The 16,858-nt window shown below is 64.2% G+C and carries 10 protein-coding genes; 5 read left to right on the top strand and 5 right to left on the bottom strand.

Features of this window, described 5'->3' with window-relative positions; translation table 11 throughout:
• The first annotated feature begins 65 nt into the window (after window positions 1-65).
• Entirely contained in the window at window positions 66-2,528 is a 2,463-nt protein-coding gene (locus F2P46_RS24860; RefSeq protein WP_166895257.1) for a CehA/McbA family metallohydrolase, read from the top strand.
• A gap of 252 nt (window positions 2,529-2,780) precedes the next feature.
• Here F2P46_RS24860 and F2P46_RS24855 read toward each other — a convergent pair whose 3' ends face one another.
• Window positions 2,781-3,359: a TMEM165/GDT1 family protein gene (locus tag F2P46_RS24855; protein WP_166895255.1), complete on the bottom strand. Its 579-nt coding sequence runs from the start codon at window positions 3,357-3,359 to the stop codon at window positions 2,781-2,783.
• A 158-nt stretch (window positions 3,360-3,517) separates the two neighbouring features.
• Here F2P46_RS24855 and F2P46_RS24850 point away from each other — a divergent pair, with 158 nt between their 5' ends.
• On the top strand, window positions 3,518-5,383 hold the full coding sequence (locus F2P46_RS24850; RefSeq protein WP_166895252.1) for a M1 family metallopeptidase: 1,866 nt from the start codon (window positions 3,518-3,520) through the stop codon (window positions 5,381-5,383).
• Between the two features lie 13 nt (window positions 5,384-5,396).
• On the top strand, window positions 5,397-7,055 hold the full coding sequence (locus F2P46_RS24845) for a serine hydrolase (protein ID WP_166895250.1): 1,659 nt from the start codon (window positions 5,397-5,399) through the stop codon (window positions 7,053-7,055).
• 7 nt (window positions 7,056-7,062) lie between these two features.
• Here the strand turns inward: F2P46_RS24845 and F2P46_RS24840 are convergent, their stop codons facing one another.
• The 4 genes from F2P46_RS24840 to F2P46_RS24825 all read right to left on the bottom strand — a co-directional run bounded on the left by F2P46_RS24840 (window position 7,063) and on the right by F2P46_RS24825 (window position 13,184).
• Window positions 7,063-8,214, bottom strand: a complete 1,152-nt coding sequence (locus F2P46_RS24840; RefSeq protein WP_166895248.1) for a hemin-degrading factor — start codon at window positions 8,212-8,214, stop codon at window positions 7,063-7,065.
• Window positions 8,215-8,243: 29 nt separating this feature from the next.
• Window positions 8,244-10,574 carry a TonB-dependent receptor gene (locus F2P46_RS24835; protein ID WP_166895246.1) on the bottom strand — a complete coding sequence of 777 codons (2,331 nt, stop codon included), beginning with the start codon at window positions 10,572-10,574 and terminating at the stop codon, window positions 8,244-8,246.
• 147 nt (window positions 10,575-10,721) lie between these two features.
• Window positions 10,722-12,260 carry a S1C family serine protease gene (locus F2P46_RS24830; RefSeq protein WP_166895244.1) on the bottom strand — a complete coding sequence of 513 codons (1,539 nt, stop codon included), beginning with the start codon at window positions 12,258-12,260 and terminating at the stop codon, window positions 10,722-10,724.
• A 126-nt stretch (window positions 12,261-12,386) separates the two neighbouring features.
• A complete protein-coding gene (locus F2P46_RS24825; protein ID WP_166895242.1) occupies window positions 12,387-13,184 on the bottom strand; it encodes a class I SAM-dependent methyltransferase in 798 nt (265 codons plus the stop codon).
• A gap of 679 nt (window positions 13,185-13,863) precedes the next feature.
• Here F2P46_RS24825 and F2P46_RS24820 point away from each other — a divergent pair.
• Both F2P46_RS24820 and F2P46_RS24815 read left to right on the top strand, forming a co-directional pair.
• Window positions 13,864-15,501: a TldD/PmbA family protein gene (locus F2P46_RS24820; protein WP_166895240.1), complete on the top strand. Its 1,638-nt coding sequence runs from the start codon at window positions 13,864-13,866 to the stop codon at window positions 15,499-15,501.
• Window positions 15,502-15,516: 15 nt separating this feature from the next.
• Window positions 15,517-16,854 carry a TldD/PmbA family protein gene (locus F2P46_RS24815; protein WP_166895238.1) on the top strand — a complete coding sequence of 446 codons (1,338 nt, stop codon included), beginning with the start codon at window positions 15,517-15,519 and terminating at the stop codon, window positions 16,852-16,854.
• Window positions 16,855-16,858: the final 4 nt, after the last annotated feature.

The following is a 16,858-nucleotide window of genomic DNA, read 5'->3' as shown; positions in this document are numbered from 1 at the left end:
CGGTAAGGTCATGCATAGTTGCGAGAATTCAGTTGTCTGTACCTATTCATGTTAACGGGATTCCCATGCGCCACCTCACCACGTTCAAGCTGTTCCGCCCGCTCGCCATCGCCCTGGCGCTGTCCGCCAGCCACGCCGTCATGGCGTCCGAAGCCGACCATCAGGAATTCGAAGCCACCTTGCATGTGCCGTACGCGGCCGCCAGCGCGGCGCGTACCTTCACGCTCGCCTTCGACTATCCGCACGTCGAGCGCCTGCAAGAGGTGAGCTGGAAGCTCGAGCTGCTCAGCCCATCGGGCCAGGTGGTCCAGCAATGGCATGGCGTGCAGCGCATGTTCCAGAAGCCGGTCGATGTCAAGGTACGCTGGGCGGGGCGGGCCGGCCTGCCGGACGGGGTCTACCAGGTGCGCATGCAAGCCGTTTCCAACGATGCCGCCGAGCGCGGCCGCGCGCCGGACCAGTCGCCTGAGTCCGTGGAGCGCTTGCTGGCGGCCGGCGCCGATGAGATGGTGGAACAACGTTGGGACCTGGCGATCGGCAAGACCGCCCAGCCCGCCATGCCGGCCTTCCGCGCTTTGCCCACCAACAAGGTGAACGGCAAGGCGGGCGAGCTGTCGTCCGTGCAAGTGGCCACGCCAGCGCCGGGTTCGCTGCCGTACACCATCTATTTTGCCAACCTGCACAGCCAGACCAATCACAGCGACGGCGGCGGCGCCCTCGGCAGCTGCAGCGGCTCGCAAGCGCCGCAAAGCGCTCCCTTCGGTCCGGCCGATGCCTTCGCCTACGCCCGCAACAAGGGGCTCGATATCCTCGCCACGTCCGAGCACAACCACATGTTCGACGGCTCCGACGGCACCAATAGTTCCGCCAGCCCGGCCACGGCCAAGGCCCTGTTCAAGTCCGGCTTGAGCGCCGCGGCCGATTTCAATGCCGCCAATCCCGACTTCCTGGGCGTGTACGGCATCGAATGGGGCGTGATCAACAATGGCGGGCACCTGAACATCTTCAATACCCCGGAACTGTTGCAGTGGGAGCTCAACAGCAGCGGCCAGCTGATCGGCGACACGCTCACGCCCAAGGGCGATTACAGCGGCCTGTACAGCCTGATGCGCCAGCGCGGCTGGGTGGGGCAGTTCAACCATCCCTCGTCGAGCGGGCAATTCCTGGTCGGCGGCGTGCCGCTCGGCTACAGCGCCGACGGCGACCAAGCCATGGCGCTGTGCGAAGTGCTCAATACCTCGGCGTTCTCGACCAACACCAGCGAGGCCGAAACCGGGCGCAGCAGCTTCGAAGGCGCCTGCAACAAGGCGCTCGAGGCGGGCTTTCACATCGCCTTTTCCACCAATCAGGATAATCACTGCGCCAACTGGGGCGCCTCGTACACCAACCGCACCGGCGTGTTGATTCCCAACGGCACACCACTGACGCAAGCGAGCTTTATCGAGGCGCTGAAGGCGCGGCGCGTGTTCGCCACCATGGACAAGACCTCGCAACTGGTGCTCACCGCCAACGGCAAGGTCATGGGCGAGCGCTTCACCAACAGCGGCCCGCTCAAGCTGATCGCCAACTTCGCCAGCAGCAGCGGCAGAGTGGCGTCGACGGTATCGATCGTCGAAGGCGTGCCGGGGCGCAGGGGTACGGTCAGCCAGCTGGCCAGCATGGCCGACACCACCATCACCCCAGCGCTCGGCGAGCACTTTTACTACGCCAAAGTGACTCAGGACGACGGCAAGATCTTGTGGTCGGCCCCGATCTGGGTCACGCAGACAGCGGGCGGTGGCGGCGACACCACCGCGCCGACGGTCAGCGCGAGCCAGAGCGGCACCAGCGGCACCATTTCCCTGGCGGCGACGGCGAGTGATGCGGGCGGCATCAGCCGGGTTGAGTTCTATGTTGACAATGTACTGAAAGGAACGGACACCACGGCCCCGTACGTGCTCAGCCTCGACTCGGCGACCCTGAGCAACGGCAGTCACCAGTTGACGGCCAAGGCGTATGACGTCGCGCTCAACAGCGCAGTGTCGGCGCCGCTTGGTTTCAGCGTCAGCAATGGCGGCACGGCGCAGCAGCAACTGCTGACCAATAGTGGATTCGAATCGGGCGTGAGCGGGTGGGTGGCGCCGAGCGGCGTGATCACCTCGGGCGGGCCGGCGGCGCACGGCGGCAGCTGGAAGGCTGCGCTGAACGGCGAGGGCGTCGCCAACACCGATACCGTGTACCAGCAGGTCGCGATTCGATCGACGGTGACGAGGGCGACGCTGGGCTTCTGGCTGAAGGTGGTCTCGAGCGAAACGACGACGACCAGTTCCTACGACAAGCTGAAGGTACAAGTGAGAAGCGGCGGCAACGCCGTGCTGGCGACCCTGGCGACGTACTCCAACCTGAACAAGGGAACGAGTTACGTGCAAAAGACGTTCGACCTGAGCGCCTACAAAGGGCAAACGGTGCGGATCTACTTCGAAGGCGTGGAAGGCTCGATGATTCCCACAAGCTTCCTGATCGACGACGTCACCCTCACAACCCAATAACCAAAAGCAATAACCCCTCAACCGGGGTCAGAGCTTTAACTTGCAACTTTTTTGTTGCATAACCGGGGATGAATTCCGGTTATGCAACAAAACGTCGCCGGCGGGCAGTGCCGGTTAAAAAAATCACCATCTATGTGCACAACCGTAGTCGGTCCCCAGTTTTGCACGGTTTTGCAAGTTTAGAGTTTGCAATGTTTCGATAAAAAGCTCTGACCCCGGTTGTAGGAGTTGGAGTGGGAATTTGGTAGGAATTCAGAAGCCGAAGCGGGCGCCGGCGCCCAGGAGAGTGGCGATGCCAAGGGCCGCGAAAATGGCGGCGGCGATGCCGTGCACCAGTTTTAACGGTACTTTGTTGGCAATCCGCTCGCCGAAATACACCGCCGGCACATTCGCCAGCATCATGCCGAACGTGGTGCCGGCCACCACCGCCACCATCGATTCGTAGCGCGCCGCCAGCGCTACCGTGGCAATCTGGGTCTTGTCGCCCATCTCGGCCAGGAAAAATGCGATCAGGGTCGTCAGGAATACGCCGTAGCGCCCCAATCCCGGCTGTTCGTCGTCATCGAGCTTGTCTGGCACCAGGGTCCACGCGGCCATCGCCAGGAACGATACGCCCAGCACCCAGCGCATCACATTCGGTCCGAGCAGGGTGCTGACCCACGCCCCCACCGCCGCCGCAAACGCATGGTTGGCCAGCGTCGCCACCAAAATTCCCAGCACGATCGGCACCGGCCGCCGGAATTTGGCCGCCAGCAGAAATGCCAGCAGCTGCGTCTTGTCGCCAATTTCGGCGAGGGCGACGATGCCCGTTGATACAAGGAAGGCGTCCATACAGTGTGATCCTAAGGGGAAGCGCGGATCATAACAGAGCCACCTGTGTGGCTGCGCGCACCACGGCGCCCGTCAATACGCGCCTGCGCGCTTTCGCGCGGCCTGCGGAAGTGATATTCTGCCTGCGCCAATCCACATGCCACCGACCCGGAAAAACCATGAAGACATCGACCCTCCTGCGCGCCACCGCCTGCGCCGTGTTCTGCCAACTTAGCGCCCACGCGTACGCCCTCGATCCCCTGAGCTACGCGCGCTACGACCAGGTGAAAACCAGTGCCCTGCACATGGACCTGAAGGCCGATTTCGCGAAGAAGACGCTGTCCGGCCACGCCGAACTGACCCTGACCTGGGTTGATAAGTCGGCGCGCATCCTCGATCTCGATACGCGCGCGCTGACCATCTCCAAGGTCCAGGCGCTCGACTCCGACGGCAAGTGGGTCACCGTGCGCCACACGCTCGACAAGCTTGATGCCGAAAAAGGCCAGGCCATGCGCATCGACCTGGCCGCGCTGCCCGCGCAGCCTCAAAAAGTGCGCATCTATTACCGCACCTCGCCGACCGCCACCGCGTTGCAGTGGCTGGCGCCGGTGCAGACCATGTCGGGCAAGCGCCCATTCATGTTCAGCCAGTCCCAGACGATCGAGGCGCGCTCCTGGGTGCCGCTGCAGGATACCCCGGCCGTGCGTTTTACCTACAGCGCCCACATCGAAGCGCCCAAGGACCTGCGCGTGGTCATGAGCGCCGATAACGATCTCAATGCCACCGGCAAGGGCGGCTGGGACTTCAAGATGCCGCAGCCGATTCCGTCCTACCTGCTGGCCATCGGCATCGGCGAAATCGACGTGCGCGCACTTGGTTCGCGTACCGGCGTCTACGCCGAGCCAAAACGCATCGGCGCGGCCGCCTATGAATTCGTCGATACCGAAAAAATGGTCGCCGCCGCCGAATCGTTGTATGGCCCTTATCGCTGGGGGCGTTACGACATGCTGGTGCTGCCGCCGTCGTTCCCGATCGGCGGCATGGAAAACCCGCGCCTGACCTTCCTCACGCCGACCATGATCACGGGCGACCGCAGCCTGGTCGACCTGATCGCGCATGAACTGGCGCACAGCTGGTCGGGCAACCTGGTCACCAACGCGTCGTGGAAGCACTGGTGGCTCAACGAAGGCTTCACCACCTACGTCACCACCCGCATCCTCGAATCCTTGTACGGCCCCGAAGTGGCGGACATGAACCTGCAGCTCGAGCAGGAAGAAGCCATCGCCTCGCTGGCCACCATCCCGACCGCCAAGCAGGCCTTGCTGACCAAGGACCCGGACACCTCGTCGGCCAACTACACCGATGAAGGCCTGGCCTACCCGAAAGGCGCGTGGTTCCTGCGCACCCTGGAGCAGCGCGCCGGCCGCGCGGTGTTCGATCCCTTCCTGCGCGGCTGGTTCGACCAGCATGCGTTCCAGAGCGTGACCACCGAGCAGTTCGTGGCTTACCTGCGCAAGAACCTGCTGGCGAAAAATCCCAAGCTGCTGACCGACGCCGAACTGGAAGAGTGGCTGCACGGAGCCGGCATTCCGGCCAGCGCAAAGCGCGTGGTCTCGACCCGCCTGGCCGCACTCGATGCCACCCGCGCCAGCTGGCTGTCGGGCGCCACGCCAACCGCCAGGCTCGATACCAAAAAATGGAATTCCACCGAGTGGATGAAGTTCCTGAACGATATCGACAACAAGGCCACCGCCGCGCAGCTCAAGGAACTCGACCAGGCTTTCCACCTCGCCAAGAGCACCAATAATGAAGTAGCTTTCCGCTTCTTCCGCGCGTCGATCAACGCCGGTTATGCCGACGTGCGCATGCCGCTGGACGCTTTCCTCATGAGCGTGGGCCGCCAGAAGTTCGTGGTGCCGCTGTACGCAGCACTGCGCGCCAAGCCGGCCGACAAGGTCTTTGCGGAGTCGGTCTACAAAAAGGCGCGCGCGCGCTACCATCCGGCCACGCAGACCAGCGTCGACAAAAAAATGGCAGGCAAATAAGAGGATCGGCACCGTGCTTCATTTGAACCGTATCGCGGGGGCGACCCTGCTTGCCTTGAGTAGTTTTGCGGCTGTCGCGCAGGCGCCAGCCACGCCACGCGCCCCGGTCGCGGCCAGCGCGCCGGCGCGCGCGTATGACCTCGACGCCGATGTCGCGCGCGTCATGCAGACCTTCGATGTTCCCGGCATGGCGATCGCCATCGTCAAGGATGGCAAGGTGGTGGCCACGCGCGGCTTCGGCGTGCGCAAGCTGGGCGAACCGGCGCCGGTCGACGGCAAGACCATTTTCGAGGTGGCCTCGAACTCCAAGGCGTTTACCGCCGCCGCGCTGGCCATGCTGGTCGACGAGGGCAAGCTGGAATGGGACGACAAGGTCATCAAGCACCTGCCCGACTTCCAGATGTACGACGCCTACGTCACCCGCGAGATGACGGTGCGCGACTTGCTGGTGCACCGCAGCGGCCTGGGACTGGGCGCCGGCGACCTGCTGTGGTGGCCGACCACCAGTTTTACGACCGACGAAATCATCGGGCAGCTGCGCTACGTGAAGCCAGCCACGAGTTTTCGCAACAGCTACGCCTACGATAACCTGCTGTATATCGTGGCCGGCAAGATCATCGCGCAAAAGGCCGGCAGGCCGTGGGGCGATGCGGTGCGCGAGCGCATCCTGACACCCTTGGGGATGAACACGACCACCACCAGCCTGGCCGAGAATGCGGGCAACCCCAACGTGTCGGCCCCGCACAGCAAAATCAACGGCAAGATCGCCGCGGTGCGCGCGCTGCCGGTGCCGAATGCGGTGGGCGCGGTCGGCATCAACACCAACGCCGAGGATATCGCGCGCTGGATGACGGTGCTGCTCGATGGCGGCGCCATCGCCGCCGCGCCGAAGGATGCGCAGGGCAATCCAGCGCGCCTGTTCAGCGAGGCGCAAAGCCGCGAAATGTGGACCGCGCAAACGCCGATGAAGATCAGCGAGCCGAAACCGACGCTGGCGGCGACCAAGCCGAATTTCTTCGCCTATGGCCTGGGCTTCCAGCTGCGCGACTACAAGGGCCGCAAGCTGGCCTTGCACGGCGGCGCGCTGCAGGGCTTCTATTCGCGCGTGGTGATGGTGCCGGAAGCGAAGCTGGGCATCGCGATTTTGACCAATGCCGAAAGCGGCGGAGCCATGACGTCGCTGCAGTATCGCCTGCTCGATCATTATCTCGATGATTCCCTCAATCCTGCGCCGAGCGACTGGATCAAGTTGATCAGCGATGTGGAAACCGAGATGCGCAACAAGGACCTGGCGAAACAGAAGACGGCCAATGCAACCCGCGCCGCCGCCTCGCGCCCGTCGCTGCCGCTGGCCGCCTACGACGGCGAGTACAACGACGCCTGGTACGGCGCGGTGACCATCAAGCCGGTCGGCGCCAGGCGGGTGATGAGCTTTACCCGCACGCCCGACCTGACCGGGGAACTGGAGCACTTCCAGCACGATACCTTCATCGTGCGCTGGAAGGAGCGCAACTTCAACGCCGACGCTTACGTCACGTTTTCGCTGAACCCGGACGGCAGCATCGAACGCATGAAGATGGCGCCGGTGTCGACCGAGACGGACTTCAGCTACGACTTCGCGGACCTGTTGTTTACGCCCGCGAAGAAGAAGGACATCAAGGACGCGAAGTAAGCCTCGCTCATCCCTTCGGCAGCGCGGCGGTCAGGTCAACCCAGCTTTTCGGCTGCGGTTGGCCGCGTTCGCGCACGCCGAAGAAGCTCACCACCTGTTCGCCCTCGTTGTCGTAGAACTCGACCGAGGTCACGCCCGCGCGCCGCACCACCCAGCCGCTCTTGAAGGCGCTGTCGCGCAGGTGCAGGTTAAAGGCCGGATCGAGCACGTTGTACCAGCCCGCGCTTGGCGCCGTCTTGGTGATCTTGCCGCTGAAGATCTGGATCAGCGCGCCGTTGCCGAGGAAGGACATGATCGGCAGCTGCTGTTTGGCCGCTTCGTCGAGCAGGGTGCGTACCGCTTCGGGTTTGAGGCGCTGCACCATGCCGGCCGGCGCAAGGCGCATTGCCTGTTCGCGCGTGATCTTGAATTCGGTTAGCAGGCGGTTGAACTGGTGCACGTCGCTCATCTCGTTCCAGGCCTGCTGGAATTCCTTCACATCGACTTTGCTGTCGGCCAGTTCGGCGGCTTTCGGCGCGCGCGCGGCCACCTTGAGCGCCGCGTTCTGTTCGGGATGGCGGAAGTCGGCCACCAGCTTGTCGAACACGGCCACGCCGGCGGCGTCTTTCGGATAGATCTTGTGGATCGCGGCGCCGTTCTCGTCGAAGAACTGCAGGCTGCGTTTGACCACGCCGTCCGCGCCCGGCTGCGCCACCGCAAAGGCATGCTTCCACTTCGAGAACGTGAAGCGCAGGTCGATCTCGCCACCGAGGTAGCCGCCGGCGATGTTGCGCTGGCGCGCTTCGCGTTCTTCGTCCTTCACCACCTCTTTGTCATCGTCCGGCTGCGGCTTGACCTTGGTCGCCACGCCGGTGCGTTCGATCACGCCATTCTCGTTGCGCGTCAGCGCCAGCACGGTGCCCAGGTCGAGCGCGCGGCGCATGATTTCGCGCGGGTCGTTGCCGTCGCTGCGCAGGCGCGTGACGGTGCTGCCGATGCCGGTCGCCAGCAGGTCGGCTTCGGATACGCCGAGCGTGCGCGCGGCGTCGCGGATCATCACCTTGGGCTGTTCGGCGCGGAGCAGGCTCCAGCGCTCGGTCAGGGTGGCGGCGCCGGCGTGGCCGGCCAGCACAAGCAGGGCGCCGGCAATGGCCAGCGGAAGGGTGCGTAAGCGTTTCATGAAAGTCTCCGGGTGGTGAAAAAGAGTGGTTAGTATTGGAACGTCAGCATGGCCGCAGCATTGCGGCCGGGGCGTGTCTGGCGTTCGATGTCGGCCAGTGTGGCGGCGTCACCGCCTGCGGCCAGCGAGCGCGATGTCGCGTAGTCCCAATAGCGCTTGTCGCCCAGGTTGTAGATACCGACGTTGAGTTTGACGTTCTTGCCGATGTTCCAGTAGGCGGCCAGGTCGGCCACGGTGGCGCCGGCGATCTGGAAGCGCGCCACGCTGGTGTCGCCGATGGTGTCCGAAGCCGGCCGCTTGCCGGCGGTTGCCACGGCGCTCAGCGAAACGCCCCAGGCATCGCCCGGCGCATCGTAGGCGAGGGTGGCGCTGGCCTTGCGCGGCAGGGTGGAGGCCAGTTCGCCTTCCTTGCCGGTGCTGCTGTCGCGCGCCTTGCCGTGCGAGACACCGGCGGCCGCCGCAACGCTGTAGCCGGCCAGCGCCGGCGCCCACGTACCCAGTTCCGCGCGCAGCGACGCTTCGCCGCCCCAGGTGCGCGCGCTGCCGTTGTTCTCCGGCCGGTACAGGCCGCGCGTGATGGTCGGGTAGTTCACCGGGTCCGGCGCTTGCGCCACGTAGTCGATGAAGTTCTTGTACTCGGTGCGGAACACCGATGCACTGACCTGCATGCCTTTGGCCGGGCTGCTTTTCACGCCCGCCTCGAACGCCTGGCTGGTTTCCTTTTTCAGGTTCGGATTGCCCAGCACCGCGTAGCCCACACCCGATCCGGTGTAGCTGAACGAGTCGTAGGTGCCGGTGCGTTCGGCCGCCGTCGGCAGGCGCGCGCCGCGATTGAGGCGCGCATACACCGACAGGTCGTCGCTCAGTGCGACCGACAGATTCAGGCTCGGGGTGGCGTAGGCATCGCTCTCGGTCTTGATCTCGCCGGCTGCCGATGGCACGGCGACCACGTAGCCGCCCAGGTTCTTGGGCGTGAGCTTGCGGTATTCGGCGCGCAGGCCGGGCGTGAGCGTGGCCTTGTAGCCGCCCAGCGCGAAGCCGAATTCGCCGCGCAGGTAGGCGCTCGCCTTGTCGCTGTCCATGTCGGCCATGCGGTTCTTCATCGTGAACTGGTGCGCACCCGTGGCGACGACGGTGCGGTCTTCCAGCCACGGACGGCGCGTCTCGGTTTGCTCCCAGGCGGCGCCGTAGGCCAGGCTGAGGGAGTCGTTCAGCTTCAGGGTGGCGTCCGTCGCCGCGCCGGCGCTCTTGTTGAAGTAGCCGGTGTCGATATTGCGCAGGTAGGGTTGGTTGCCAGTGATGTAGCGCGCGCGGGTGCGATCAATCACGCTGGCGTCCTGCACATACAGGCGGCTTTCGAGTGTGTCGAAGATGCCGTTGGCGGCGCCGCTCATGCGGTGCTCAAAACTCACGCGCGTGCGTTTGGTGTGCGAATCCTGCAGCACGCCGTCCGGATACAGGCCGCCGGTCTTGTTGACGTAACTGCGCGCGTTGTCGCGCTCGTAGCCGTCCAGGGTCAGGCCGATGCGTTGGCCCTGCACTGGCGTCCACTGGAACTTGGCCAGCAGCGCGTTCGAATCCCAGTCGTCCGGATTGGCCGTTACGCTGCCCTTGTTTTCAAGCTCCTTGCCGCTGCGGTGCACGGCCACGGCCAGCGCATCGAGTACGCCGAGGCGCGCGGCGCCCGTCAGGCTGTGCGAGCGGCTCTTGTTGGCGGCGCTGTAGCCGAGCGCATAGGCCAGGTAGCTGCGCTTGTCGTCGCTCAGGTAGTCGCCCGGCGACTTGGTGACAAAGGCCACGCTGCCGGCCAGGCCCGGCGTGCCGGCCGCCGCCGGGCCGGTGCCGGAGCCGATGCGCACTTCGCGGAACATGGCCGGGTCAAAATAGTCGCGTCCGATGCCGAAGGTGTTCATGGCGGTGCCGTCCGGCTTGGGCGCGGCGTCGGGCAGGGCGATGCCGTCGATATCGAGGCTGACCCGATTGCCTTCGACGCCGCGGATATTGAAGCCCGTGTTCCCCGCGCCATCCCACACGCTGCCGCTGCCGCTGAAGGCGGCCGGCACCGACACCAGCGGCTCGTAGCGCGCGATGGCGCTCATGTCGCCGGCATTGCGGCGCGCCAGTTCCTCGGCGCTGATGACGGTCACGCTGCCTTGCAGCGCATCGGGCGCCTTCTCGCGCAAGGGCGTGACGACGATGCCGGACAATTGCTGCGGCTCGCGCGGGCCTTGCGCATGCGCCGCGCCGGCGCCCAGCACTGCCAGCATGGCCGCGTTGAGGGTGGTGTTGACAAGGCGGCGCGATGGTGCGGCAGGCCGGCGCGCAATCGCGCGTGCCGGCAACGGGGTCGAAGTGATCATGGTGGTCCAGGTCGGAGAGTGTCAGGCTGGCTCTCGGACCTGGCGACGCGATGGCGTCGGGCAGGGACACTTGCTGGCGGGTGTCAGATGATAACAAGAATCATTATCATTTGCAATGCACCCCGCCTCACAGGTTTGACAGGTGGCTTACTTGCGGTTCCAGACGTCCATCATGTCCTGGCTGCCCTGCAGGCGGATGCCGTTATCGGACAAGATACTTTCGGTCGCGTCGACCATCTCCTTGCGTCGCACGACCATGGTCTCGCCGCCGCGCTGGTCGAAATGGATCACGATCAGGTCGTCCTTCGAGTCGCGCAGCAGCTGCACCATGTGGGCCAGGCTGCGTACCGGGACCTTGTTGACCGAGTAGATCACCGAGCCGAAACGGTTGGAGTAGCCGCTTACCGATTTATGCGGGAAGAAGGGCGAGCTGACCACCACCAGTTCCTGGCGCTCCGGCGTCGGCGCATCGCCGCGGCGCGTCACCAGCGGGCTGGCGATGTAGCTGGCCGCCGCCATGACGTTGACGCTGGAGTTGAGGAAGGCCAGGAAGTCGGTGCTGGCGCGCGAGAACACAATCGGGCCGTAGATGAAGTACGACGGATAGCCGTTGTTCAGGTCCGGAATGAGCAGCTTGCGTCCGCCCACCGCCGGCACCTTGACGTTCATGTTCTTGCCGGCGCGGACAATCGTCAGCGGCACCGCGCCATCCTTGGTCACCTGCTGCACGCGGTACTGGAAGCGCACGCGCAGGTTGGCGCCCAGCTTGACCATGCCCTGGTTGTCGATGGGCGAGTCGCCGATGTGGGTGATGACGTCCCATTCCTTGAGCGGATAGGCCGCGTCGTTCTGGTTGGGGCGCTGCACCACGGCGCCGGCGACGTCTTTATCGAGCTTGAGGAATTCGCGCAGGACCGGGTTTTCCAGCGTCTGCACTTCATCGGTCAGCGAGGGCTTGCCGTCGTATTTGCCGTCGGCGACATCGCGCAGGAACAGGTCCACTTCTTCGTTCGGGATGATGTAGCCGATGTTCTGGGTGTTGGCGGCGCCGCCGAAGGCCAGCCCCACCATCTTGTCGTTGGCGATCGCCGGGCCGCCGCTGTTACCAGGGTTGATGGCGGCGTCGATCTGGATGCGCAGGCCGGTGGTGCCCATGCTGTAGTTGGCAAATTCAATGCGCGAGACGATGCCCTTGGTGATCGACAGCGAGGTGCCGCCGGTCGGGTAGCCGTAGGCGAAGACCTGGTCGCGCACATCCGGCAGCACGCTCGCGCGCGCGACCGGCGCATGGGTGTCGAAAAACGATTCGTCGTCGAGCTTGAGGATGGCCAGGTCGATCCCGCGCGCGACCGCCACTACCGTGGCCGAGACCTTGCCGCCGGCCTGGCTGGCCTGCACCTGGACCTGGCTGGCGTAGCCGACCACGTGGGCGTTGGTGAGGATGCGCTTGCCGTCGATGACCACGCCGGAGCCGGTCACCTCCAGCGGCGAGGCCTTGGTCCATGGCTTGTACGGGTCCGGGCGGCGCAAAGAGGCGAACACCTTGACCACCGAATTTTCGAGGTTGGCGGGAATGGCGGCCACTGGCGCGGCCGCCGAACCCGAACTGGTGACATCCTGTGCTCCATGGGCCAGCAGGCTCGCCGCGACGAGGGCGGCGGCGACGGCGATACGCGATATGTTCATTGGGTAATTTCTGGTTGGGAGAAGGGGCGGCGAGCGTTAATCATACACGCGCGCGGCGCGTCGTTCCAGCGGTGGGACGCAACCGGTGGACAAAAAAACGGCCCCTTGCGGAGCCGTTCTTGGATGTTACTGTTTCACGAACTTGAGCGTCATGCGGTCGCTTTCGCCAATTGCCATGTACTTTTCGCGGTCGACATCTTTATTGGCCAGCACCGGCGGCAGTGCCCACACGCCCTTGTTGTGGTCAGCCTTGTCCTTGGGATTGGCATTCACTTCCGACTTGGCGGCCAGCTTGAAGCCGGCGCTTTCGGCGATCTTGATCACGTACGCTTCCTGTACGTAGCCGCTGTCCGGGTTTGGCGCTTTGCCGGCCGGCGCGCGGTGTTCCACCACGCCGAACACGCCGCCCGGTTTCAGGCTCTCGTGGACCTTCTTGAAGATCTCCTTGACCTTGTCGTCGCCATTGCCGGTCCAGTTATGGATGTTGCGGAAGGTGACCACCAGGTCGGCCGTACCCGGCTTGGCGAAGTCGTACGTGGTCGGCACTTCAAACACGCCGCGCTGCACCTTGTCGAACGTGGCCGGTTTCGATTCGAGCTTCTTGGTCAGGTTGGCGGCGTATTTGCGCGCGCCTTCCTTGGCCGACGCGGGCGACTCGCCGGCGGCGATCAGCTTGCCCTTCTCGCGCAGGTAGGGCGCCAGGATTTCGGTGTACCAGCCGCCGCCCGGCGACAGCTCGACCACCGTCATGGTCGGCTTGATGCCGAAGAAGGTCAGCGTTTCGTAAGGATGACGGGCGCTGTCGCGCGCGGCGTTGGCAGGGGTGCGCTCGGTGTTGGCGATAGCTGCCTTGAGTGCGTCATCGGCGTGGGCTGCGCCGGCCATGCCTGCGGCCAGCATCGCGGCCAGGATCAATCGTTTCATGTTGTCGTCTCCGGTATCGGTAAGTACTGGGGGGGCGATGCAATATCGCCAACTAGCGCGATGATCGAGTATGCACGCTTGAAGGTCAAGCCGAATTTCATAGAGTCTATCCCGGCAGATCGGGGGAAGCGGATGGTGATGCATGGGAAGCGCGGGCAAGGCGAGAGGAGGCCGCATGGCTAGCCATGCAACGACGAGCAACGCGGCCCCCGCTTGCCAGGCGCGCCATCCGCGACTCCGATCTGCCGGGATAGGCTCTTGTACATACTGTCCGCCAGAGCGAGCGGACACAGCTGCGGACACTGCGGACAGCGTCCGCCGGACACTCGCGGAATCGCGAATCAAGCACTTAGCTTGTGGCACAAGTTTTGCGTATTCTTTTCGCCACTTTGCTGGTAAGGTTCCTGTTGATTTTTTGGTTCAGGCCAGCGATCGGCATGGTCCGGGTAAGAGCCTGTTTCGGTAGGCCGGGGGAAGCAGGGGGCGACGCATGGCGGGCGCGGGCAAGGCGCGAGGAGGCCGCATGGCTAGCCATGCAACGACGAACAACGCCTCCCCCGCCTGCCATGCGCGCCCACTGCGACTCCGGCCTGCCGAAACAGGCTCTAAGTACAAAAAACAAAGAGCGCTCGCGCAGTGCGGCGGGACGCTCCCTTCGTGGTGATTGTCAGGAGATACTATGGAACGACGTGCTTTTCTCAATATCAGCGGGCTCGCACTGGGCACGATGCTGGTGCCGGTGTTCGGCAACGCCATCGCCGCTGAAGAATTACTCAATCCCCTAGCAGCAAAGTTCAAGAAGACCCTGGCCGACGTGGCCCTGAACGCCGCCACCGGCGCCGGCGCCAGCTACTGCGACGTGCGCATCGGCCGCTACCTGAACCAGTTCATCACCACGCGCGACCTGAACGTCGAAAGCGTGACCAATACCGAATCGGCAGGCGTCGGCGTGCGGGTTATCTGCAACGGCGCCTACGGCTTTGCCGCCACTTCCGACATGTCGCCCGACGCGGTGGCCGGCGCCGCGCGCCAGGCGGTCGCCATCGCCAAGGCCAACGCCAAGCTGCAATCCGAACCGGTGCGCCTTGCGAGCGTCAAGGGCGTGGGCGAAGTGGCCTGGGCCACCCCAATCAAGAAGGACTGGCGCACGGTCCCCATCAAGGAAAAAGCCGAGCTGCTGATCGCCGCCAACAAGGCCGGCATGGACGGCGGCGCGAGCTTCATGCAGTCGCTGATGTTCCAGGTGAACCAGCAAAAATACTTCGCCTCCACCGACGGCTCCTACATCGACCAGGACGTGCACCGCATGTGGATGCCGGTGTTCGCCACCGCCGTCGACAAGGCCAGCAACAAGTTCCGCTCACGCCAGGGCTTGTCCACGCCGGTCGGCATGGGCTACGAATACCTCGATGCGCGTTCTGAGGACAAGATCAAGGCCGCCGGGGGCGTGTGCACCCTGTACAAGAATTCCTACGACCTGATTGAAGACGCGCGCGCCTGCGGGCGCCAGGCCAAGGAAAAGCTGACCGCCAAGTCGGTCGCGCCGGGCAAATACGACCTGGTGCTCTCGCCCGAGCACCTGTGGCTGACGATCCACGAATCGGTAGGCCACCCGACCGAACTCGATCGGGTGCTGGGCTACGAGGCCAATTTCGCCGGCACCAGCTTCGCCACGCTCGACAAGTGGGAAACCAAGAAATTCAAGTACGGCTCCGAGCGCGTGAACATCGTGGCCGACAAGACCGCGCCAGGCTCGCTGGGCGCGGTCGGCTACGACGACGAAGGCGTGCCGGGCAAGCGCTGGGACATCATCAAGGACGGCATCCTGGTCAACTACCAGGCCACGCGCGACCAGGCCCACATCATCGGCGAAAAGGAGTCGCACGGCTGCTCGTATGCCGACAGCTGGAGCAGCGTGCAGTTCCAGCGCATGCCCAACATCTCGCTGCAAGCCGGGAAAGCCAAGCTCACGCCCGACCAGATGGTCAAGGATGTCAAGAAAGGTATCTACATCGTCGGTGCGGGCTCGTTCTCGATCGACCAGCAGCGCTACAACTTCCAGTTCGGCGGCCAGCTGTTCTACGAAATCAACAACGGCAAGATCGGCGCTCCACTGGAGGACGTGGCCTACCAGTCGAACACCCAGGAATTCTGGAACGCCTGCGGCGCCATCTGCGACGAGAGCGACTGGCGCATGGGCGGCTCCTTCTTCGACGGCAAAGGCCAGCCGAGCCAGGTCAGCACGGTGTCGCACGGGTCTGCTACCACCCGCTTCAATGGCATCAACGTCATCAACACCGCACGCAAGATCGGCTAAGCCAGGGGACCGCACATGAAAATTCTGACTCAAGAAGAAAGCAAGCGTATCGCCGAGCGTGTGATGGCTTTGTCCAAGGCCGACGAATGCACCGTGCGTGTGAGCGGTGGGCGCACCGGTAACATCCGCTACGCGCGCAATAACGTCTCCACGGCCGGCCTGGTGGACAACGCCGAGCTGGTGGTGCAGGTGGCTTTCGGCAAGCGCCAGGGCACCGCCATCATCAACGAATTCGACGACAAGTCGCTCGAAAAAGTCGTGCGCCGCGCCGAGGACCTGGCGCGCCTGGCGCCGGAAAATCCGGAGTTCATGCCGGCCGTCGGCAAGCAGGCGTTCAAGGCATCGGAGACATTCAGCCGCGCCAGCGCCGCCATCGACCCGGAGTTTCGCGCGCAGACGGCCGCCTACAGCATCGAGGCGAGCCGCAAGAACAAGCTGGTATGCGCGGGCTTTTTCACCGACAGCCATACGTTCCAGACCATCCTCAATTCGAACGGCGTATTCGGCCACCAGGAAGAGACCAACGTCGACTTCACCTGCACCGTGCGCACCGAAGACGGGCGCGGGTCGGGTTGGGTCAAGCGCTCGGCCACCGACGTGGCGCGTTTCGATGCGCGCGAAGCATCCGACGTGGCGATCGAAAAAGCCCTGCGCTCGGTCGACGCCAGGGCATTGGAGCCGGGCCGCTACACGGTGATCCTGGAACCTGCCGCCACGTCCGACCTGATCGGCTTCATGCTCGGTGGTTTCGATGCGCGCCAGGCCGACGAGGGCCGCAGTTTTTTGTCGAAGAAGGGCGGCGGTACGCGCCTGGGCGACAAGCTGTTCGACGCGCAGGTCAACATCTGGTCCGACCCCTGGGACAAGGACGTGCCGGTACTGCCGTGGGAGGCGAACACCATGCTGGCGCGCGAGCGCATGAACCTGATCAAGGACGGCAAGGTGTCGGCGCTCGACTATTCGCTGTTCTGGGCCAAGAAGAAAGGCGTGCGCGCCATTGGCGCGCCGGGGAATATGATCATGGGCGGGACCGACAAATCGACGGCGGAACTGATCGCCAGTACCAAGAAGGGCGTGCTGGTCACGCGCACCTGGTACATCCGCGAGGTAGACCCGCAGTCGGTGCTGCTGACCGGCCTGACGCGCGACGGCACCTTCTACATCGAGAACGGCAAGATCAAGCATCCGATCAAGAACTTCCGGTTCAACGAAAGCCCGGTGACGATGTTGAACAATATCGAGGCGATCGGCAAGCCGCAGGTGATCGCGGGTGACGAGGCGCCGTATTCGATGCTGATTCCGCCGATGAAGGTCAGGGATTTCAACTTTACGTCCTTGTCGGACGCGGTGTAACCAT

Source organism: Massilia sp. CCM 8734, assembly GCF_011682155.1.
Taxonomy (GTDB): domain Bacteria; phylum Pseudomonadota; class Gammaproteobacteria; order Burkholderiales; family Burkholderiaceae_D; genus Telluria_A; species Telluria_A rubra.
This window is presented reverse-complemented; position numbering and strand designations above follow the sequence as displayed.